This is a genomic window from Paenibacillus caseinilyticus (genome assembly GCF_027533645.1).
GTDB lineage: Bacteria > Bacillota > Bacilli > Paenibacillales > NBRC-103111 > Paenibacillus_G > Paenibacillus_G caseinilyticus.
In genome coordinates, this window is record NZ_JAQAGY010000015.1 from 155,557 (window position 1) to 173,393 (window position 17,837).

Sequence of the window (17,837 nt, forward strand, 5' to 3'; positions counted from 1 at the left end):
CCAGCGCCATTGTGCCGCGCGACCGTTAGGACCTGTCTACTCTTTTGTTTCAATCTCGGGCTGCTCCTTCTCTACCTTTCGCTGTATATGTGGAATTTCCTTCCTCCTGATTTTGTGTTTTCTTTGGAGCAGGACCAGCAGAACGGCCGTATGGCCTGCGCTTAGCCCTAAGAACAGCAGCGTGAAGAAAAAAAGCATGTTGATGTACGCGCTATGTTTATCTGTACTCAGCAGGTAGGCTGCTCCAGCAGCAGATCCGCATAACCATACGACCATCGCGGCAGTGATGCGCAGGCGCTTCTTTACTTCGTTCATCTGATCCTTGCCTCCTCCCCTAATCCCCTGCCCTTCACCGCTCCATATTCCATATATTCCCTAATCTTATCAAAGAAAAAGAAGAGCCGCATCCCCTGCAGCTCTCCTCTTTGCACCTGCGATTCGGACTAGGGACCCGGCTAGTCGGTAATGCGGATACGGTCGGTCCCGGTGAGACGGACGCCCCCCTCAAGCTCGAGGGTAACCTCGATAACGGCCTCGCCCTTCAGCCCGTCCAGCGCCCCGATCACCTTGCGGCGGTCGATCTTCACGCCGTACACGCCAGCTTTGCCTTCCCCGTGTACACGCTCCGCAGCAAAGGTTTGCCCGTTCACCGTGACGGAAGCCGAGCGGGCTTCGCCGAAGGGGGTCCCTTGTCCAGGCTGCGCCGTGACGGCAGCCAGCAGCGGCGCCGAGCCCCCGCCAGATCTGCGGCTGAGCACAGACGGCGTGACGGAGACCTTGGCGGACGCCTTCGTGTAGATAGCGGGGCGGCCCGGAGCCTTCATGCCCTCGCCAAGATAGAATGACGGATGCGGCGGCTGGTTGTACGCCGTATTCTGCCAGGCGATACCGAGACGGTAGACCGGATCATGCATCAGCGTAGGGATGCGCGTATCCGTAGGCGCTGCCGTGGTATAGAGCCGCAGGGCGGTATTGTCCGCCTTACGCCAGATGACCTCCTCCCGCCAGTCGCCTAGGAGATCCGCCTGCAGATTCGGATTGCCTTTCGTCCAGTTGTTCGACAGGGTTCCATCCGCTGTGAGGAGGTTGACCGGCTTCGCATTCGTGTAATCCCACTTGTCTATCTTCCCGACGCCGTTCGGCTCGGTCCACGTGTGGTCGAGCACCTCCCGTTGAAGATCGCCGTCCCACCAGATCGCGAAGTTCGCTCCCGGGATCGAAGTGGAGATCAGCTCGCCCTTCGCGGAATACAGGCCCCCGGTTGGAGAATTCCAGGCGCCGTCGATCGCCCACACTTCCTCCCCCTTGTAGCGCGGGTCGATATCCGCCGAGACGCCTCGGCCTACATCAATGGTCGTCGGCACGCCCCAGATCAGCTCGCCGCTGTCGGCATCCCTGTATTCGATCCCGGCCCGGTTCGGCTTGCTCTCGTGTACCTGGAACACTTCCATTCCCGGATGCTCCGGATCGAGGTCGCCAAGGTGCATCGCGTCGCCGTGACCGAGTCCTGTCGTATAGAGCCCCTTCCCGTTATCGTCAATGGCGGCTGCCCCGTAGATGATCTCATCCCGGCCGTCGCCATCCACATCCGCTACGCCGAGGTTGTGGTTGCCCTGCCCGCGGTAGCCCTCGTTGCCGGATTCATTGGTATCGAACGTCCACCGCTTGGCGAGCTTCCCGTCCCGCCAATCGTAAGCGGCTACGACTGCGCGTGTGTAGTAGCCCCGTGCAAAAATGAGGCTCGGCCGCTCGCCGTCGAGGTAAGCGACGCCTGCGAGGAAGCGGTCGACCCGGTTGCCGTATCCGTCGCCCCAATCCGTGACAGTGCCCCGTGGCGGATCGTAGGGCACCGTCTGCAGGGCGCGGCCCGTGTTCCCCTCGAAGACCGTCAGGAATTCCGGCCCTTCCAGGACATAACCCCCGCTGTTCCGGTAGTCCGCATTCGGGTCGCCGATCACCGTGCCGGTTCCGTCAACGGTGCCGTCCGCCGTCTTGAAGCTCACCTCGGCCCTGCCATCGCCGTCCAGGTCATATACCATGAACTGCGTATAATGTGCGCCAGCCCGGATATTGCGTCCGAGGTCGATCCGCCACAAGCGCGTACCGTCCAGCTTATAGGCATCGACATACACATTCCCAGTATATCCTTTTTGCGAGTTGTCTTTGGAGTTCGACGGATCCCACTTCAGGATGAGCTCATATTCTCCGTCGCCGTCCAGATCCCCGGCGGAAGCGTCGTTGGCATTATACGTATAGGCTACGCCGTCGGGTGTCGTCCCACCCGCAGGAGCCGTAATGGGAATATCCAGGTAAGTGCTGCCCCATACGGTGGCGCTCTCCCCCGCCGCTGGCAGCTCCTTGCCGTTCACGACAGGCCGGACCGTATACTTGGAGTTCCCCTTCCCCTTGGCATCCAGGAAATTCGTGCCGCCGGCCAGCGGCTTTTTATTTAGCTTTTCCTTGCCCCGATACAAATTGAAAGCGATATCAACGGGATCCGTGCCCAGCAGGCGCCAGGAAACGAAGTTGCCGCCATCCGCTTCCACGGCAACCACGCCCCTGTCAAGAGTCTCCATGTGGCGCTTCACACCTGTCGGCGCCGCACTGGCAGCTTCATCCGCACGCACCACTGCCGATGGCGGAGCGTACAGGACTGCGGCAAGTGATGTGCCGAGCAGAAGCAGACCCGCTTTCCGCGTTACTGCGCCGCTGCGGGCCGCGGCTCCTTTTCCTCTCCCAGATTCTGCTGCAGATCTAGCTTTCTTCACCATAATTTCATTCCTCCCTTGGTATGCTGCCTTGATCCATCCTCCTTACCATACCGCTCGTCTTCTTCATCCGCCATGGGACTATCTTGCGCTGCAGCCTGCAGCCGGCTTGCACAATCTTGCAGAACTGCCCTTCTCTTGCCTCCACCCACACAAGATAAACGGCTTCGCCGTCCTATAAGGACGATGCGCGTTTATAAGATATATAAGATTACAGAATCGAGCCCTGGCGAGATATAAATGCTCATATATAAAAAAGAAAGTGCGGAAGCCTCTCCGCACTTTCTTCGCTTTTATAACATGCTCTTCTATGGTACCCGTTCTGTGGAACCAACTCTACGAAACCAGCCGCCTTATCCGACTTGTTCACCCGGTATTTCGGGCGGTACGGCTCCAGGTTTAATTTCGGGTCCCGCGGGATCCGGACGGATCTCCGGGATGGGCTTCGCCGGGATTTCCGACGGCTGGCTCGGGGTAATCTCGGGCAGCCGTTCGGGAACAATCTCCGGCGTGGCCGTGCCCGGCGATATTTCGGGCTGCTCCGATCCCACGGCGGATGTTACGGTTGCAGCTTCACTTGGTTCGTACTTCATGCCTGCACCTCCTCTTTTCTTTCTTCCTCCTTCTTACCCCAAAAACACGGACTTGTCCCTGCGGCCACCGAACTTCCATAGAAGATGAATCCCCATGAAGAGAGGCTAATTCTTTCGTGCGTTTGTCAGGGCTCTTCATACCCCTTGGCACCGTCACGGATGACGCTTAGCCCTCACCGGACCAGACGAACTTGTCGGGGAGCGTTTTGATCATTTCTTCATACTGCAGCGCAATGGAAATCTCCAGAATATGTACGGGGTTGCGCTGTGCGTAAGCGAGCAGCAGTTCTTTAATAAAGTCGTCTTCGGTAAGCTTCATGCTCCGGCGGATGAGCTCCATCATCGCCCTTTGGTTGCGGATGTTGAGCTGTTCGATCTTCTCGACAGCCAGCTGTATCTCTTTGTCCATCGTCAGCTCCTGACTGGGTTCTTGCGGATCCCGGTTGGATTCGCTTCCTTGCCTATCCTTGTCGTATAAAAATAATAGTTCGTCACGGGGCCGGGATTTGGGGAGATAGCTCAAGGAGCGGATCACTATCCTGCTGCCCGGCCCCAACTTACAACCGGCCGGCTGTGGATGCGAGCGCCTCTCTCGCTTCCCGCACCAGTACCCCGATCAGTTCACCTGCCGGCAGTTCCCTGGCCAGCTTGTAGCCTTGCCCAGCCCACAGCGACATCGCATCCGCTTCCCCGAGGTCACCGGATGCTTTGCGGATCGGCCTGGTCAGATGTTGAATCTGCGGATAGGCCGCAGGCGCATCCGCATGCTCGGCCAGGAACCGGTTCACCAGGCCTCTCGCCCGCCGACCGGTGAACGCCCGGGTCAACGCAGTCTCCGTGAAGCGGCCATCCGTCAGCGCCGCCCTGTGCACCGGATGCGTACCGCTCTCCGGGCACAGCAGGAACGCCGTGCCGAGCTGCGCCGCTTCTGCCCCCGCGCTGAGCACGGCGGCTACATCGCCTCCGTGCATCAGTCCGCCGGCGGCGATGAGCGGTACGGAGACGGCCTGCCGGACTTGGCGCAGCAGTACCAGGAGGCTCAAGGCCTCCCGGTCCGGCATCCGGTTGCCGAAGGAAGCCCTGTGGCCACCAGCCTCTACGCCCTGTGCGCACAGCGCGTCTGCCCCTGCCTCAACGCTGAGCAGCGCTTCTTCCAGGGACGTTACCGTCACGACAACCGTCGTTCCCAGCCCCTTCAGCTCCATCAAGACCCCCTTGGACGGGCACCCGAACGTGAAACTGACTACGGGCACACGGAGCTCGCGCACAACCCGCAGCTTCCCTTCCCACTCGTCGTCATCATACAGCGCTTCGCCCGGCTGTACTTGGAGACGCTGCGCTTCGGAGTTCATCCGCACGCGGTATCTCTCAAGCCCGGCCTCGTCTGCTTCTTCCGAGCCGGGCACGAACAGATTGACGCCAACAGGCGCGTTCGTCAGCCCACGCACGGCTTCAATCTCCGCCCGGAGCGCCGCCTCCGTCTTGTAGCCCGCGGCCAGAAACCCCAGTCCTCCGGCATTCGATACGGCCGCCGCCAGAGCCGGCGTCGACACCCCGCCGGCCATAGGCGCGGCAATGATCGGATAAGACCATAAAAGAGTCATCCGTAAGCCTCCCCTCTTTCCACCATATGGATATATAGCACCTGCTACCAGTTTAATCGTCCTGCTTCTATATCACAACGTAGTATTGCCAACATGTTCTTTTGCTTCTATGGTTTTATTCCCTTTGCAACTTTGGATTTTTCGAATGTACAAAGGAAGGGATAATCTTGTGGGTTATAATTTTTGTTTCTAGATACGGTGTGTTGGTTCTAGCAGATATATAAGAGTGATAGCAAGTATATTTATTACAAGCTTTTGCAGTACATGGTCATGGGGAAGCCTAAGGCCGGATCCGTAAATAGGTAAACGTCTCACTTATCCATGCGGGGGGAGTTCCTGCAGGCGAAATATGTGTAAACAAGTATATTAATTACAAATATATTGTTAACGCGTGTCATTTTCTTCTTATACCCCTGTCAGGGGGATGAGAGGTGGGGCTCTACGATATACCGCCACCTCCTGCGCAACGCAAAAAAGACGCCTGCCGGTCGTCACACCCCTGTCCAGCAGACCGATGTGTCAAACCAATGGCCGCGTCTAGAGCCCCTTTTGCCATAAAAAATCCCCTACCCTCCATCCTAGACGCGCCAGCGCCGGATTTCACCAAAGGTATAGTCACGGTTCCGCCCCAAAGCCTTGGTATTCAAGGCTCCTGCACTGCCGTCTGCTGCCGTATGTCGTCAACTCTGTTCTTGTAGGTTACTCCCCACTTCTTCATATCTTGGATAATCGGCTTCAACGTCACTCCGAATTCCGTCAGCGAGTATTCCACTTTAGGGGGCACCTGTTTATACACTTCACGGTGAATAATGCCATCCCGTTCAAGCTCGCGGAGCTGCAAAGTAAGCATAAATTGCGTCATTCCCGGGTAGAGCCGCCGGAATTCACTGAATCGCTTTGGGCCATCGATAAGATGAAACAGAATGATCGCTTTCCATTTGCCCCCGATGACATTCAAAGTTGTTTCGACAGGACACACTTCCACTTTCGCTTCGAGCTTTTTTTTGCGATCTCCCACAGCCATCGCCCTCTATTAGTTTGATTTTTAATACTATATTATAAAATTATGCGTACTTCACTAAATTCAATATTCACTTTAATATAACACTCATACGGCACTTATTAAAGACGTCGTACGCCAATACAAAGGGAGAGTGGAGTCATGTCAAAGAAGGTATTGATCGTTTATGCGCACCCCGAGCCCGCTTCGTTGACTAACCAGTTCGTAGAGACGGCTGTACAAACACTTCAGGAGCAAGGGCACGAAGTCATGTTGTCCGATCTGTACGGAATGGACTGGAAGGCCGTGTTCGATGGGCGCGACTTCCCGGATCGAGCCCATCCGGAACGGTTATCCTTTATTAAAGAGTCAGCGCACGCCTATTCGACTGGCCGTCAAACGGCGGACGTCGCGATGGAGCAGCAGAAACTTCTTGCTGCCGACGCGGTGATCTTGCAGTTTCCTCTGTGGTGGTTCAGCATGCCGGCTATTCTCAAGGGGTGGGTAGAACGGGTCTTCGCTTATGGTTTCGCCTATGGCTTTAAGGGCGAAGGGAATCGCTACCGCTACGGCGATGGCATGCTAAAGGGAAAGCGGGCTATGCTGTCCGTGGCTGCCGGAGGGCCCGAGAAGGATTATTCGCCGCGAGGAATCAATGGACCGCTGGAGCAATTGCTGTTCCCCATTACTCACGGCATCCTCTTCTACCCCGGAATGGATGTGCTGCCTACCCATGCCGTCTACGGAACCGATCGCATGACGGCAGCCGACATCGACGCGGCGATGACAGCCTGGCGTTTGCGTCTCGAGCGTCTATTCGAGGAGGAGCCCGTTGCGTTCCGACATCAGAACGGCGGGGATTATCCGGACAGCCATGTGCTTGCAAGCGACATTGCCATCGGACGAACTGGCTTGATGGCTCACATCGCCGAAGGCGTGGAGACACTATGACTGGAGCCTGATGGGGAGATCGTAAGGAAATCGCCCCTGTCAGTTGACCTTACGATATGTGCAAAGGATTTATAGGTTCTATGCACAAATAACGAAGAAGCGGCCAGAGCTGCTCCTTCGTTATTTGTGTATCGCTTCTTTCGTTATCATGTTCCATTAGCCTGACGCTGGACGCAAGCTGAATTATAGGGTCTGCCTGGATATCGACCCAAAATATTCAACAACCACATCCCGGAATTCCAGAGCCGTCCGCGAGATGTACCGGCTCCGGTGCCATAATAAAGCGATCTCCCGGACCAATTCATGGTCCTCCACTTGGAGATAGTGGATCTGTTCCTGTGAATTCCTTGCCGTACTTGGTATGAAGGCAATGCCAATCTCGGCTTCCACGAGCGCGCTGAGCCTTGCGGGTTCATCCCCCTCATACACATAGTTAGGTACAAATCCAATCGATTTGCACATGGAGTCCACCAGATCACGCGTACCGTAGCCTCTCTTTACACCAACGAACCATTCATCCCTTAGCTCGGTCAAGGCTACGCTGCTGCGGTCTGCCAGCCGGTGTCCCTTGGGAACAGCTACAAGGATAGGGTCATTGAACACGACTTGGCATTCAATGTCATCTCCTTGTATAGAAGGCGAGGACAAACAGAAATCGACCTCTCCTCGATGAAGAAGCGTAACCATTTCCTGCGTGGTCAGCATCTGCACATGAAATTGGATATAAGGCCGCTTTTTCCGAAACTCCCGAAGGATACTTGGCAGCGCGCTTGCGGCAGTCACCGCCAATGCAAGTGTGCCATGTTCCGGGCTGGATAAATCGCTGATCTCCTGTTTCCCCTGTTCCAATTCGAATAAAGCCCTTTCCGCACGGTGGAGGAATCGGATGCCGAACTCATTGAGCCGCAGCTTCCTCCCTATTCGATCGAACAGAGGGACCCCCAGATCCTCCTCCAGACGTTGAATCGTTTTGCTTAGTGACGATTGAGTCACGTGCAGACTTCGTGCAGCTTCGGTTACATGCTCCACTCGGGCTACCGCGATAAAATATTGCAGTTGAAGAAGTTCCATTCGCCCCTCCATTCATTCTTCCAAGTCAATGAAATCATAACATAGAATGCGTTGGAATAAATAACCGATTCTATGTAAGATGACATCAATACACTTGGTAGGGAGGAGCACACACATGAATACAGGCAGCAAGTGGCTGATGATTTCCATTGGACTCGGGATCCTGTTGAATCCATTGAATTCTTCGATGGTTTCCGTAGCTATTGCAAGACTGCAAAATGTGTATCAACTTAATTTTACAGAGGTTTCCTGGATTATTTTTTCTTTCTATATTGCAAGCAGCATCGCACAACCTGTCATGGGAAAAGCCAGCGATGTATTCGGCCGCAGGAACCTATTTCTTATCGGGCTTGTCGTAGCCTTCGTCGCCTCCATACTCGCCCCGCTATCGCCAAACTTTGGGTGGCTCATCGTACTGCGCATCGTGCAATCCATCGGGACCAGCATGATGGTTGCGGTTGGAATGGCCTTGGTGCGAATTCATATTACAGAGAAACAAGCGGCAGCACTATCTGTGCTGTCCATCTTCCTGTCCGGAGCCGCAGCGATTGGCCCTTTTGTTGGCGGAGTCTTGATTCACTGGTGGGATTGGCCTGCTATCTTCTGGGTCAATATACCGTTCGCGGCGGCGAGCTACCTATTGGCCTCAAGGCATATTCCCAAGGACGAGCCGCCGCTGTCCGCTGCACGGGGCATGTCCTTTCGCCGATGGTTGAATGTGATGGATGCGTCAGGAATCCTGCTCTTCACCGCGGGTCTGGTGGCTCTGCTCGTCGGATTACTGTCTGCCAAATCATCCGGTCATCTCTCATTACTCAACGCCACGGCTCTGTTGATAGGCCTCGTGCTGCTTACAGTCTTCGTGCGGCATGAGTTAAGAGCGGCTTCCCCCTTTATTCCTTTGCGCACATTCGCCAAATATCCCGAGATGACTTGGGTCAATGTCGAGTTCATGCTCGTGAACGTACTCTTTTACTCGATCTTCTTCGGGCTTCCGTCCTACTTGCAGATGGTACGTCATGTCAATGAATTCCATACTGGGATGCTCATGCTGAGCTTGGGTTTGTGCTCGCTCGTTGTCTCCCCCCTAGCAGGACGATGGATTGATCGATCTGGCCCCCGGCCGGCCTTGCTGCTATCCGGCATACTGATGACGCTGGGGTCCGTATGGATCGTGACATGGAATCCGACTTCGCCGGTGATCGGCGTGTGTGCGGCGTTGGCGGCATTCGGGATCAGCAACGGGTTGAACGGTGTCGCTATGCAAGCGGCTATGTTCAAAAGCTCGCCCAAGGAAATCATCGGAGTAGCATCCGGACTCTTCAATACATCAAGATACCTCGGAACCATTCTCTCTTCCTTGCTGATCGGGATTGTCATGGGTGATCAGTTCAGCTTCGGGGGATTTCGGGTGCTTGGATTGATCCTTACCGCCATTGCATTGTCCCTGGTATTCATGAATCGGCGCCGCCGGGAATCAGGGCAGCTGCAGGAGTCGTAGGGAGCGGCCATCCCCCCCTTACCGTCAGCCCGTCAGCCTTTGATCCCGGTCATGGCAATGCCTTCAATGAAATAACGCTGGGCGAACAGAAATACGATAAGCGAAGGCAGGACGACGATGGCCACCGCCGCCATCATCAGATTCCATTGGGAGGAATAGGCGCCCTGAAATAAAGTAAGACCGAGCATCAACGTATAATTTTTCTCGGAGGAAAGATAGATCATCGGGGCCAAATAATCGTTCCAGCTGTTCAGGAAAGTGAATAAGCCGACGACGATCATCGATTGGGAGCTGAGCGGCAGGATCACCCGGCTGTAGACCGTAAAGTGGCTCGCGCCATCCATGAAGGCCGCCTCATCCAGGTCTCTGGGAATGCCCATGAAAAACTGCCTCAGCAAAAAGATATTAAACAAGCCGCCGCCGAAAAAAGACGGCAAAATCAATGGCGCGAGCGTATCCGTCAAATTCAGCATCCGCCAGCCGATAAACTGGGGGATCATGACGACCGCGAACGGCAGCATGAGCGCCGTCAGCATGAGGCCGAACACCTTATCCCGCCCCGGCCAATCGATTCGGGAGAACCCGTAGGCACACAAGGAGCTGGTGAGGAGTACGCCGATAATATTGGCTATCGTGACCACCCCGCTGTTGAAGAAGAAGCGCCCGAATGGCTGGGCCTGCAATGCATCGGCGAAATTATGGAATTCGAAGCTCTTCGGAATGAATGACGGCGTCGCCTCGAACACCCCATCCATGCCGACCAGGGCGGTCTTGAGCATCCAATAGAATGGAAACAGTGTGAGAACCGCACCGCCTATAAGCAGCAAATAGATCACCGTCTGGGCGGCGTATTGTTGCTTTCGCATCATTTGGTCCCATCTCCTTCATAATGCACCAGTGACCGGGAGAACCGGAATATCACCAAGGTAAACCCGAGCGTGACCAAGAATAAAAGGACGGAGTTCGCGCTCGCCGCCCCCATCTTCGAGAAGCGGAAGGCGTTCTGGAACAAATAGAGCACATACATCAAGCTGGCGTTATCCGGTCCGCCCATCGATGCGGCGCCGCTGCCGGAACTGCCGCTGGTCATGACCGCCGGCTGGACGAAGGTCTGGAAGGCGTTGATGAACCCGATCACCGTGTTGAAAAAAATAATCGGCGAGCTCATGGGAATCGTAATATGAACGAGCTTATGCCAGGCGGAACCCCCGTCGATCTCCACCGCTTCATACAAATGGGCGGGAATGCTCTGCAGACCGGCCAAAAAGATCACAATCGTGCTGCCGCAGTTCCATAAGGCGAACAGGATCAGCGTCGGGATTACGGTGGTATCGGAGGCGAGCCATGGCGAGGTCGGCAGTCCCGCCTCCCGCAGCAGGTGATTCACGATGCCGAAGTCCGGCTGGAGCATCCACATCCAGATGATCCCCGCCGATGCCATCGGAATGACGACCGGAAGGTAGAACACGCCGCGAAAGAACCCCCGGGCCCGGATGTTCTGATTGAGCAGGATCGCCATGGCGAAGGAGAATCCGATGATCAGCGGCACACTGACGCCCACATAATAGATCGTTGCTTTCACCGCCGGGTAGAAAAAAATATCCTTGCCCGTGAACATATCCTCATAGTTCGTCCACCCGACGAAGCTCATCGGCCCGCCGATCGAGTAATCGGTAAAGCTTAAGAAGAACGTCATGACCAGCGGGATGACGATGAAGACGGCATAGCCGATTAACACAGGAGAAGTGAATAGCAAGCCAGCGGCCAGATTCTTTCTCCGCACACGCCTCGCGGGCTGCACTGCCGCTTTGGAGACTGCTGCCTGGATCAATGGAGTCACGGCTCCCTTCACATTAAGATGGCGGGGGCGGAGCAGCACTCCATCCCCCTGTGCCGGAACCCGGCATTACTTGGCGTCATATTTACTTGGTATCATATTTACTTGGTATCATATCTGCCCTGTACCTCCGGCTGGACCTGCTTCGCAATCTCGTCCAGCACTTCCTGCGCGCTCCGCTTGCCGAGCCACACCGGATCCAGGCTGGAGATGACCATGGAGTTGATTTTGGCATAGTTCTTCAAGTAGTACGTCGAGCCGGGCACCGAATGATTCATGAACTGATTCATCATCGCATCCTTGAAGCCCGGCGGATGCGCCGCCGGATTGGCATCCACCCACTTCGCCACGAGCGCGGGATCGGTGTACCACTTCTTCATCGTCGGCATCCAGAGCCCGCCGGAATACAGCTCGACCGCCCCTTCGGGATTCGACATCCACTTGAAGAGCATCCAGGCCTCCTCCGGGTGTTTGGAATCCTTGAAGAACACAGTCGCCCCGCTCACGCCCACGGTCAGGCTGGTCTTCAGCTTAGGCAGCACGCCAATGTCGTAATTCACCTTGGCATTGCCAAGATCCAGGTTCATCCATTGGCCGCCGACCGCCATCGCCGAGATGCCCGACTGGAGCGCCACATTCATCGCCGGCAGCGATTTGGCGGCGAGCGGAGACGGGGCGACATGATGCACGTTGATCAGGTCGGCCAGCTTCTGGATCGCTTCCGCAGCCTCCGGCTTGTTCAGCGTGAATTCCTTCCCGTCCTTCGAGACCCAGTCGCCGCCGTTGCTGTAAATAAAGTTGTTCAGCGGCTCGTTCCACGTCTCGAAGGTAACGCCGTACTGCTTGATGTTCTTCGGATCGAAGCCGGGGTCCGTGGCATTCTTGCCCGATTTATCGAGCGTGAGCTTCTTGGCGGCATCCACGAATTGATCCCATGTCCAAGCTTGATCGGCCTTCGCCGGAGGCATGGAAACCCCTGCCTTTTCCAGCAGGTCCTTGCGGTAGAACAGGCCGAACGCTTCGCCGGCCGTACTGATCCCCCAGGCGTTATCCGGCGACTGTTTGTACCAGATCGTATCGAGGAAGTCCTCCTTCTTGATCTCCTGGTCCTTGTTCAGCATCTCGAACAGGTTCACGAACTTGCCCTGTTTGGCCCAGGTATCGCCGAGATCGCCCGTCATGTATCCGGTGTCAGGCATGTCATTGGCGGCCGCCATCGCGGTCAGCTTCGTATTGTAGTCGGAATTCGGAATTTGTACCGTTTCCACTGTAATCCACGGGTATTTCTCGGTGAACTTCTTCGTGGCCTTCTCGATCGCTTTCTTCTCGTCCGGGCTGCCCCAATAAGTGAATTTCAGCTTCACCGGCTGCTTCTTCTGTTCTCCCGAGGCCGCCTCATTGTTCTTCGGCTCTGCGGCCGGGCTGCCCCCGCCGCCAGAACATGCGCTGACTACCATCCCCGATAACAGGATCGAACTGATCAGTGCCGCCGTCTTTCTCCGCTTCCCTTTCATTGCCTTGCCCCCTCCATGTCGGTGATCGGTGCATGCCCTCATCCCTTACAGTGATTAGTATATAAGACCCGCCCTCACGGAAAATGGGATTCTCTTCATGTTGTTGCACTTTCTTTGTAATCGCTTTAATCGAGCGGGAGACGAAGCGTCACGGTGGTTCCTTGCCCTGGCAGCGACTCCATCTGGAGGCCGTACTCCTCACCATACGTAATCTTGATACGGGCGTTCACATTAGGGATGCCCACCGATCCGGTCCCCCCGCCCAGCAGCTGCTGCAGCTTCTCCGGCTCCATGCCGCGGCCATTGTCTTCAATCCGGAAATACCGAGTACGGGTACCCTCATCGATCCAGCCGCTGATGTGCAGACTGCCGCCTGTTTTCATCGAATCGAACGCATGGACGAAGGCATTCTCCACGAACGGCTGCAGGAAGAACTTCGGCACCCCATAAGCAAATAAGGCAGGGTCCATGCTGTACTCCACTTGAAAGCGTCCCTCGAACCGCTTCGTCATGATGAACACATAGCTCTGCAGGTAGTTCCAATCGTCCTTGAAGGGAACCAGATCCTTCTGCGCCTTCACCGTATACTTCAGCATGGTGGACAAGCTGACGATCATCTCGCTGATCTCCTCCTGCCCGTTCTCGGCCGAGATCAGATTGATCAGGTTCAGCGTATTGTACATAAAGTGAGGGTCCAGCTGCAGATTGAGCGCCGTAATCTCGGCTTCCTTCTCGCGAATTTTGCTTTCATAATTTTCCTCGATGAGCTTCTGGATTTTGGCGTTCATTTCCTTGAACTTCTGGCTGAGCACGACGAGCTCCATACTCCCCCGTTCACTTACCGTGATATCGAACTGGCCCTCGCCCGTCTTCTTGATTGCCTTGAGCAGACTGCGGACCGGCTTCGTAATCCGGTCGGTCACCACATACGAGATCAGGAAGGAGAGGATCACCAAGAGCAGCAAGGAGAACGCGAGGTTCGTCTTGGTCGTATCCAAGAACTCCTCCAGCATCCGGTCCGGCGGAATGACGACGACGGATGTCCACCCGGTCACACGGGACGTATCGAACGAGACGATGGCGCTCTGGCCGTCGATGTCGAATTTGGCAGTGCCGCTGCCCTGCTCCGTGATTTCCTGGATCCAAGGATACGCCGCCTTCCGCCCGATATTCGCCGGATCTTGGTGGGACACGTACTGCCCGTCCTTCGTGACCACGAAGAAAAAGCTGCCCTCAACCGGCAGGCTTCCCCGGAATATCGTCTGGAAAAAATCCTCCTTGTAATTGACAAGCAGCACAGGTTTCTCGATGTCCGGCGTGGACGTGAAATAGGAAGTGCCGTCGAAATAAGAGCTGTTGACCAGCTCGACGGCGGAGAACAGATACCGGAATTCAATGTTCGCATCCGTCATGTATGGCACGTCGAACATTTCGGAGAAATTATAGGTCGGAATCCAGACGATCCGGCCAGCCTGCCGGATCGCTTCTTGGTACATCCCCGTTCTCTGGATGGTCCCTTCGGGAATGAAATTTTTCCCGCTTCCGCTGTTGGGCGGCATCGTCGGCCGGAATGTCGTATAGCTCGTCGCGAGCTGAACGGAGTACACATCCTGCAGATGGGAGAAATATTTGTCCATGACGGCGGAGAGCTTCTTATCGAGCAGCGTAATCTGGTAATCGTCCTCCGGCTTCATCGAGGATAACGCGCTGTAGAGCTCCTGATCGACCAGGAAGGATAAGATATTGTCCTTGGCCTGCGCTAATTTCGTATCCATAATCTGATTGTTCTTCTTGACAATCTCATAGACGTTCCGCTGGACGATATCGGAGACGACGCGCTTGCTGACATCGAAGTATTGCAGCCCGAACACCAGCAGCGAGATCGAGATCAACACGATAAAGGTAACGACGAGCTGGCTCTTGAGGCCCAGCCGGCGGGGCAAGGAATACAGCGTCTTGGTGTTCATAGTCATTCCTTTCCGTTCAGGCTGCGGTATCGTTTGGGCGAGGTTCCCTTCTCTCTCTTGAACAAGCGGATAAAGTACCCCGCTTCCTTATAGCCCACCTTTCGCGCGATATCAGCGATCTTCTCATCCGTATTCATCAGCATGTGCTGCGCCCGGTCGAGCCGGATTTTCGTCAGATAGTCGGTGAGGTTCATGCCGGTGTACGTTTTGAACAGGGTACTGAAATACGACGGGTTAAAATGGAACCTCTGAGCCAGGTGCTCCAGCGTCAGCTCTTCCCCGCATCGCTCCCGGATATATTCCTTGCATTTGTGAATGACAAGGCTGTTCTTGTCTTGGCTGGCGCTCTCATACAGGCCGATAATCTGTAACGCCAGCTTTTTGGCCCAGTGCCTGAGCTCGCGGTAATCCTCGCAGTCCAGCACTCTCTCCTGAATGAGGCCTGCAAGACTGGTATACGCCTCTTCCGAGGCCAACAAGTGCTTGGCCTCCCTCAGACGGTTCAGAATTAACCGGGCTACATCCGCTTTGACTTGGGCAGGGGACAGCGGACGGCAGCGCTTGGTCTGCTCCACCAGCCGGTTCAGGAACTCATGCGTCTCTTCCACATCACACCCGCTGACGGCAGCGGCGAATTGCTGCTCCCGTTCGAATACATCGATGGATCCTGACGTGTTCAGCGGCTGCTCCTCCCAGACTACCACCTGCTGGGTACCGTGAAAGAAGCCTTGTTCCAGCGCAAGAGCGGCATGCTGGTAGCACTGCGGGCCGGAATCCCATATCGAAGCGTCAAGCGGCAGCCCTATGCCGACCCTTACGTTCACTTCATATTGGGCTGCAAGCTGGGATGCCCCCTGCTCCAGCCAAGATGCGATGCGCTTCACGCCCGGGAAAGCATCTCTCTCGCAGAGAACCAGCGTAACCAGCAGGCCTGTACTTTCTTCCATGGTCAGGGAGATGACCCCGGTACCCGAACTCAACCGCTCCGCCAGCTCCCGGCCCACGCAGGTCAGGAGCTCCTGTCTCCGTTCATCCGTATGGATCTTCCCCCGGCAGAGCTTCGCTGTGTAGACCAAGCCGCTGCAGTCCATGTACGCGGCTGCCATGTGGGCTCGAAGCTCTTCTCCATCCGGGCTCGAGCTGCCATGGAGCCAGCGGCGAAGCAGCTGAACGCGGTAAGCCGGCAGGGAATCGCCGAGCCGCCGGGTCAGCTCCGTCACCTTCCGGTGTTCCTGCTTTTCCTTCAGCAGCGCCAGATCCATCTTCTGAAGCAGACTCTCGATATCCGCCTTGCCTACGGGTTTCACCAAATAATCGAATATCCCCATCCGGATTGCCTGCTGGGCATAAGCAAACTCCCCGTAGCCGCTGAGCAAGACCACCTTCACCCCGTCCCCCCGCTGAACAAGCCGCTCCAGCAGCTGAAGTCCGTCCATGACCGGCATCTGGATATCGGTAATGATGACATCGAACGCTTCCGACATCTCCTCCATCAGAGTCAGCGCTTCCTGCCCATCCGTCGCCGTGTGCACTTCATATTCCGGCCTGAGGGCTTGAATAATAGACATCATCGCCCTCAGCTGCCGCGGCTCGTCATCGACGAGTAACAGTCGCAAGATCATTCGGTGCCGCCCCCTTGTACTTAACCTTATTTTCTCTTCATCCACGCCCGCATGTAAACGCTACCATTATAATGGATTCGAACGCTTGCATCATGGGACTCCCTTTGGATTATAGGAATGATTTCAGGTCATGTTTCCTATAGCGGGTGAGTTCCCCACGCTTTACACTTTCTATAAAAGAAGGCGTTTCCCTTTAACGGATCCGTCTATGCCAGTCTTCCGGCAGATGCCGGAAGACTGGCTGCTTACCTGAGCGGTCTGATTCCGGCCAGCCAAGCCCGGCTTGGCTGGGCGCTCAACGTAATAAAGACGCCTCTCGGCGTCTTGGCGTCTTCCTTGCGATGGCTTGCGGCTCTCCATCGGCTGCGGCAGGCAGCGGTCGGCCCCGAACCGAACGCCAGGTACCCGGCAGGCGGCGGGACAGCCCCGGCCATTAAGGACCCGTTCGCGCCCGGCTGTAACTAAGATACCCAGGTTCCTTCGACCTTGACCACCTGCCAGGCTTCCTCTGGACGTGCAAGCGCCACTCGCAGACCGGCTGCTCCCGTCCCGGTTTTATATACATACCCGTCCATCACCAGCTCGTCCCCCTCCAAGGCCGTCTTCTCGATCACCAGCAGCACCCCCTCGATCGTGTTCTTCTTCTCGTGATCGACAAGCCCCTTCGCATCCAAATCCTTATACGATGCTTTCATCACCGGAACCCGATGGCTTCCCAGCTTGTTCAATACTTCCTGTACTTCTTGGTCGTCCAGCCCTTGAAGGCCATGGGGATCGACAGCGATGTACGTCTTCCCGCCGGCCAGCCCCTGCTCATGCTCCAAGAAAGCATCCAAGGCCAGGGCATAGGCCTTCCCTCTATCCTTGAGAGCCTCAGGGACCGCTCCCTTCGCTTCCGCTTTCGTCAGCGACAGCTGTTCTCCGCTCTCCGCGTTCAATACCACTGTTGTGCGGTTCCCTGCCGGGTCGGTACCGGTCACTTTCCACACCGGTCCGCCCGTTCCCGGCGCGGCCTTGCCCACACCCGGGTCCCTGTCCAGCAGTTCGGCCTGCCAGACGGCACCAGATGCTGACGGGTCCGCAAGCTTTGCGAGCGCTACAGCAACCGATTCGGCAATATACCGTCCGCTGCGTTCCAGCTTGACCGTTCGTGACGCCTCTTCGTACTCGACCCCGAACCCGGCCTCCTCGGCAAGAAACCGGACCGGCACATAGATGTGGCCTTCATAGTTCAGGCTTGCATACTCCTCGCCCAGCTCCATCAGCTTCCCTTGAATGATATATTTCGCATCTACGAGATATGTCTCTACCCGATCCGACGCGTAGACAACCGATGCCGCCGACATCAGAAGCCCCAGCGCGAAGCCCCCTATGATCCTTTTCACCCTTGACTTCCCCTCTCTAGTGTA

General features: G+C 56.0%; 15 protein-coding genes. 2 read left to right on the forward strand and 13 right to left on the reverse strand.

Annotated elements, in window-relative coordinates; genetic code table 11:
• Nucleotides 1-36: 36 nt before the first annotated feature.
• The 6 genes from O9H32_RS21225 to O9H32_RS21250 form a co-directional block, all read right to left on the reverse strand.
• Nucleotides 37-315: a hypothetical protein gene (locus O9H32_RS21225; RefSeq protein ID WP_269868128.1), complete on the reverse strand. Its 279-nt coding sequence runs from the start codon at nucleotides 313-315 to the stop codon at nucleotides 37-39.
• Between the two features lie 140 nt (nucleotides 316-455).
• Entirely contained in the window at nucleotides 456-2,771 is a 2,316-nt protein-coding gene (locus O9H32_RS21230) for a rhamnogalacturonan lyase (RefSeq protein ID WP_406627359.1), read from the reverse strand.
• 350 nt (nucleotides 2,772-3,121) lie between these two features.
• Nucleotides 3,122-3,361 carry a hypothetical protein gene (locus tag O9H32_RS21235; RefSeq protein WP_269868129.1) on the reverse strand — a complete coding sequence of 80 codons (240 nt, stop codon included), beginning with the start codon at nucleotides 3,359-3,361 and terminating at the stop codon, nucleotides 3,122-3,124.
• 166 nt (nucleotides 3,362-3,527) lie between these two features.
• Nucleotides 3,528-3,770 (reverse strand): hypothetical protein, encoded by a 243-nt coding sequence (locus O9H32_RS21240; RefSeq protein WP_269868130.1) that lies wholly within the window; start codon nucleotides 3,768-3,770, stop codon nucleotides 3,528-3,530.
• 148 nt (nucleotides 3,771-3,918) lie between these two features.
• Nucleotides 3,919-4,965, reverse strand: coding sequence for an NAD(P)H-dependent flavin oxidoreductase (locus O9H32_RS21245; protein WP_269868131.1), 1,047 nt, complete (start codon nucleotides 4,963-4,965; stop codon nucleotides 3,919-3,921).
• Nucleotides 4,966-5,608: 643 nt separating this feature from the next.
• On the reverse strand, nucleotides 5,609-5,983 hold the full coding sequence (locus tag O9H32_RS21250; protein WP_269868132.1) for a winged helix-turn-helix transcriptional regulator: 375 nt from the start codon (nucleotides 5,981-5,983) through the stop codon (nucleotides 5,609-5,611).
• Between the two features lie 144 nt (nucleotides 5,984-6,127).
• On the opposite strand from O9H32_RS21250, the gene O9H32_RS21255 reads away from it, so the two are divergent.
• Complete coding sequence (locus O9H32_RS21255) at nucleotides 6,128-6,916, forward strand: NAD(P)H-dependent oxidoreductase (protein ID WP_269868133.1); 789 nt, start codon at nucleotides 6,128-6,130, stop codon at nucleotides 6,914-6,916.
• A 183-nt stretch (nucleotides 6,917-7,099) separates the two neighbouring features.
• On the opposite strand, the gene O9H32_RS21260 is transcribed toward O9H32_RS21255, so the two are convergent.
• Nucleotides 7,100-7,987, reverse strand: a complete 888-nt coding sequence (locus tag O9H32_RS21260; protein ID WP_269868134.1) for a LysR family transcriptional regulator — start codon at nucleotides 7,985-7,987, stop codon at nucleotides 7,100-7,102.
• 115 nt (nucleotides 7,988-8,102) lie between these two features.
• Between O9H32_RS21260 and O9H32_RS21265 the strand changes: the two genes are divergently transcribed.
• Nucleotides 8,103-9,488 carry an MFS transporter gene (locus O9H32_RS21265; protein WP_269868135.1) on the forward strand — a complete coding sequence of 462 codons (1,386 nt, stop codon included), beginning with the start codon at nucleotides 8,103-8,105 and terminating at the stop codon, nucleotides 9,486-9,488.
• 32 nt (nucleotides 9,489-9,520) lie between these two features.
• On the opposite strand, the gene O9H32_RS21270 is transcribed toward O9H32_RS21265, so the two are convergent.
• The 6 genes from O9H32_RS21270 to O9H32_RS21295 all read right to left on the reverse strand — a co-directional run bounded on the left by O9H32_RS21270 (nucleotide 9,521) and on the right by O9H32_RS21295 (nucleotide 17,813).
• Entirely contained in the window at nucleotides 9,521-10,357 is an 837-nt protein-coding gene (locus tag O9H32_RS21270; RefSeq protein WP_319946947.1) for a carbohydrate ABC transporter permease, read from the reverse strand.
• Complete coding sequence (locus O9H32_RS21275; protein ID WP_269868136.1) at nucleotides 10,354-11,226, reverse strand: carbohydrate ABC transporter permease; 873 nt, start codon at nucleotides 11,224-11,226, stop codon at nucleotides 10,354-10,356. The genes O9H32_RS21270 and O9H32_RS21275 overlap by 4 nt, the downstream gene beginning before the upstream one ends.
• A 200-nt stretch (nucleotides 11,227-11,426) precedes the next feature.
• Nucleotides 11,427-12,839, reverse strand: a complete 1,413-nt coding sequence (locus O9H32_RS21280; protein WP_269868137.1) for an ABC transporter substrate-binding protein — start codon at nucleotides 12,837-12,839, stop codon at nucleotides 11,427-11,429.
• Between the two features lie 125 nt (nucleotides 12,840-12,964).
• Nucleotides 12,965-14,812: a sensor histidine kinase gene (locus O9H32_RS21285; protein ID WP_269868138.1), complete on the reverse strand. Its 1,848-nt coding sequence runs from the start codon at nucleotides 14,810-14,812 to the stop codon at nucleotides 12,965-12,967.
• Entirely contained in the window at nucleotides 14,809-16,428 is a 1,620-nt protein-coding gene (locus O9H32_RS21290; RefSeq protein ID WP_269868139.1) for a response regulator, read from the reverse strand. Before O9H32_RS21290 ends, O9H32_RS21285 begins: the two co-directional genes overlap by 4 nt.
• 461 nt (nucleotides 16,429-16,889) lie before the next feature.
• Entirely contained in the window at nucleotides 16,890-17,813 is a 924-nt protein-coding gene (locus tag O9H32_RS21295; RefSeq protein ID WP_269868140.1) for a stalk domain-containing protein, read from the reverse strand.
• Nucleotides 17,814-17,837 lie beyond the last annotated feature (24 nt).

Excerpts from the sequence above, each read along its gene's own strand:
- O9H32_RS21225 (WP_269868128.1), bottom strand. The coding sequence starts at position 315 with ATGAACGAAGTAAAGAAGCGCCTGCGCATCACTGCCGCGATGGTCGTA.
- O9H32_RS21255 (WP_269868133.1), top strand. The coding sequence starts at position 6,128 with ATGTCAAAGAAGGTATTGATCGTTTATGCGCACCCCGAGCCCGCTTCG.
- O9H32_RS21230 (WP_406627359.1), bottom strand. The coding sequence starts at position 2,771 with ATGGTGAAGAAAGCTAGATCTGCAGCAGAATCTGGGAGAGGAAAAGGA.
- O9H32_RS21245 (WP_269868131.1), bottom strand. The coding sequence starts at position 4,965 with ATGACTCTTTTATGGTCTTATCCGATCATTGCCGCGCCTATGGCCGGC.
- O9H32_RS21240 (WP_269868130.1), bottom strand. The coding sequence starts at position 3,770 with ATGGACAAAGAGATACAGCTGGCTGTCGAGAAGATCGAACAGCTCAAC.
- O9H32_RS21285 (WP_269868138.1), bottom strand. The coding sequence starts at position 14,812 with ATGACTATGAACACCAAGACGCTGTATTCCTTGCCCCGCCGGCTGGGC.
- O9H32_RS21270 (WP_319946947.1), bottom strand. The coding sequence starts at position 10,357 with ATGATGCGAAAGCAACAATACGCCGCCCAGACGGTGATCTATTTGCTG.
- O9H32_RS21260 (WP_269868134.1), bottom strand. The coding sequence starts at position 7,987 with ATGGAACTTCTTCAACTGCAATATTTTATCGCGGTAGCCCGAGTGGAG.
- O9H32_RS21280 (WP_269868137.1), bottom strand. The coding sequence starts at position 12,839 with ATGAAAGGGAAGCGGAGAAAGACGGCGGCACTGATCAGTTCGATCCTG.
- O9H32_RS21265 (WP_269868135.1), top strand. The coding sequence starts at position 8,103 with ATGAATACAGGCAGCAAGTGGCTGATGATTTCCATTGGACTCGGGATC.
- O9H32_RS21290 (WP_269868139.1), bottom strand. The coding sequence starts at position 16,428 with ATGATCTTGCGACTGTTACTCGTCGATGACGAGCCGCGGCAGCTGAGG.
- O9H32_RS21235 (WP_269868129.1), bottom strand. The coding sequence starts at position 3,361 with ATGAAGTACGAACCAAGTGAAGCTGCAACCGTAACATCCGCCGTGGGA.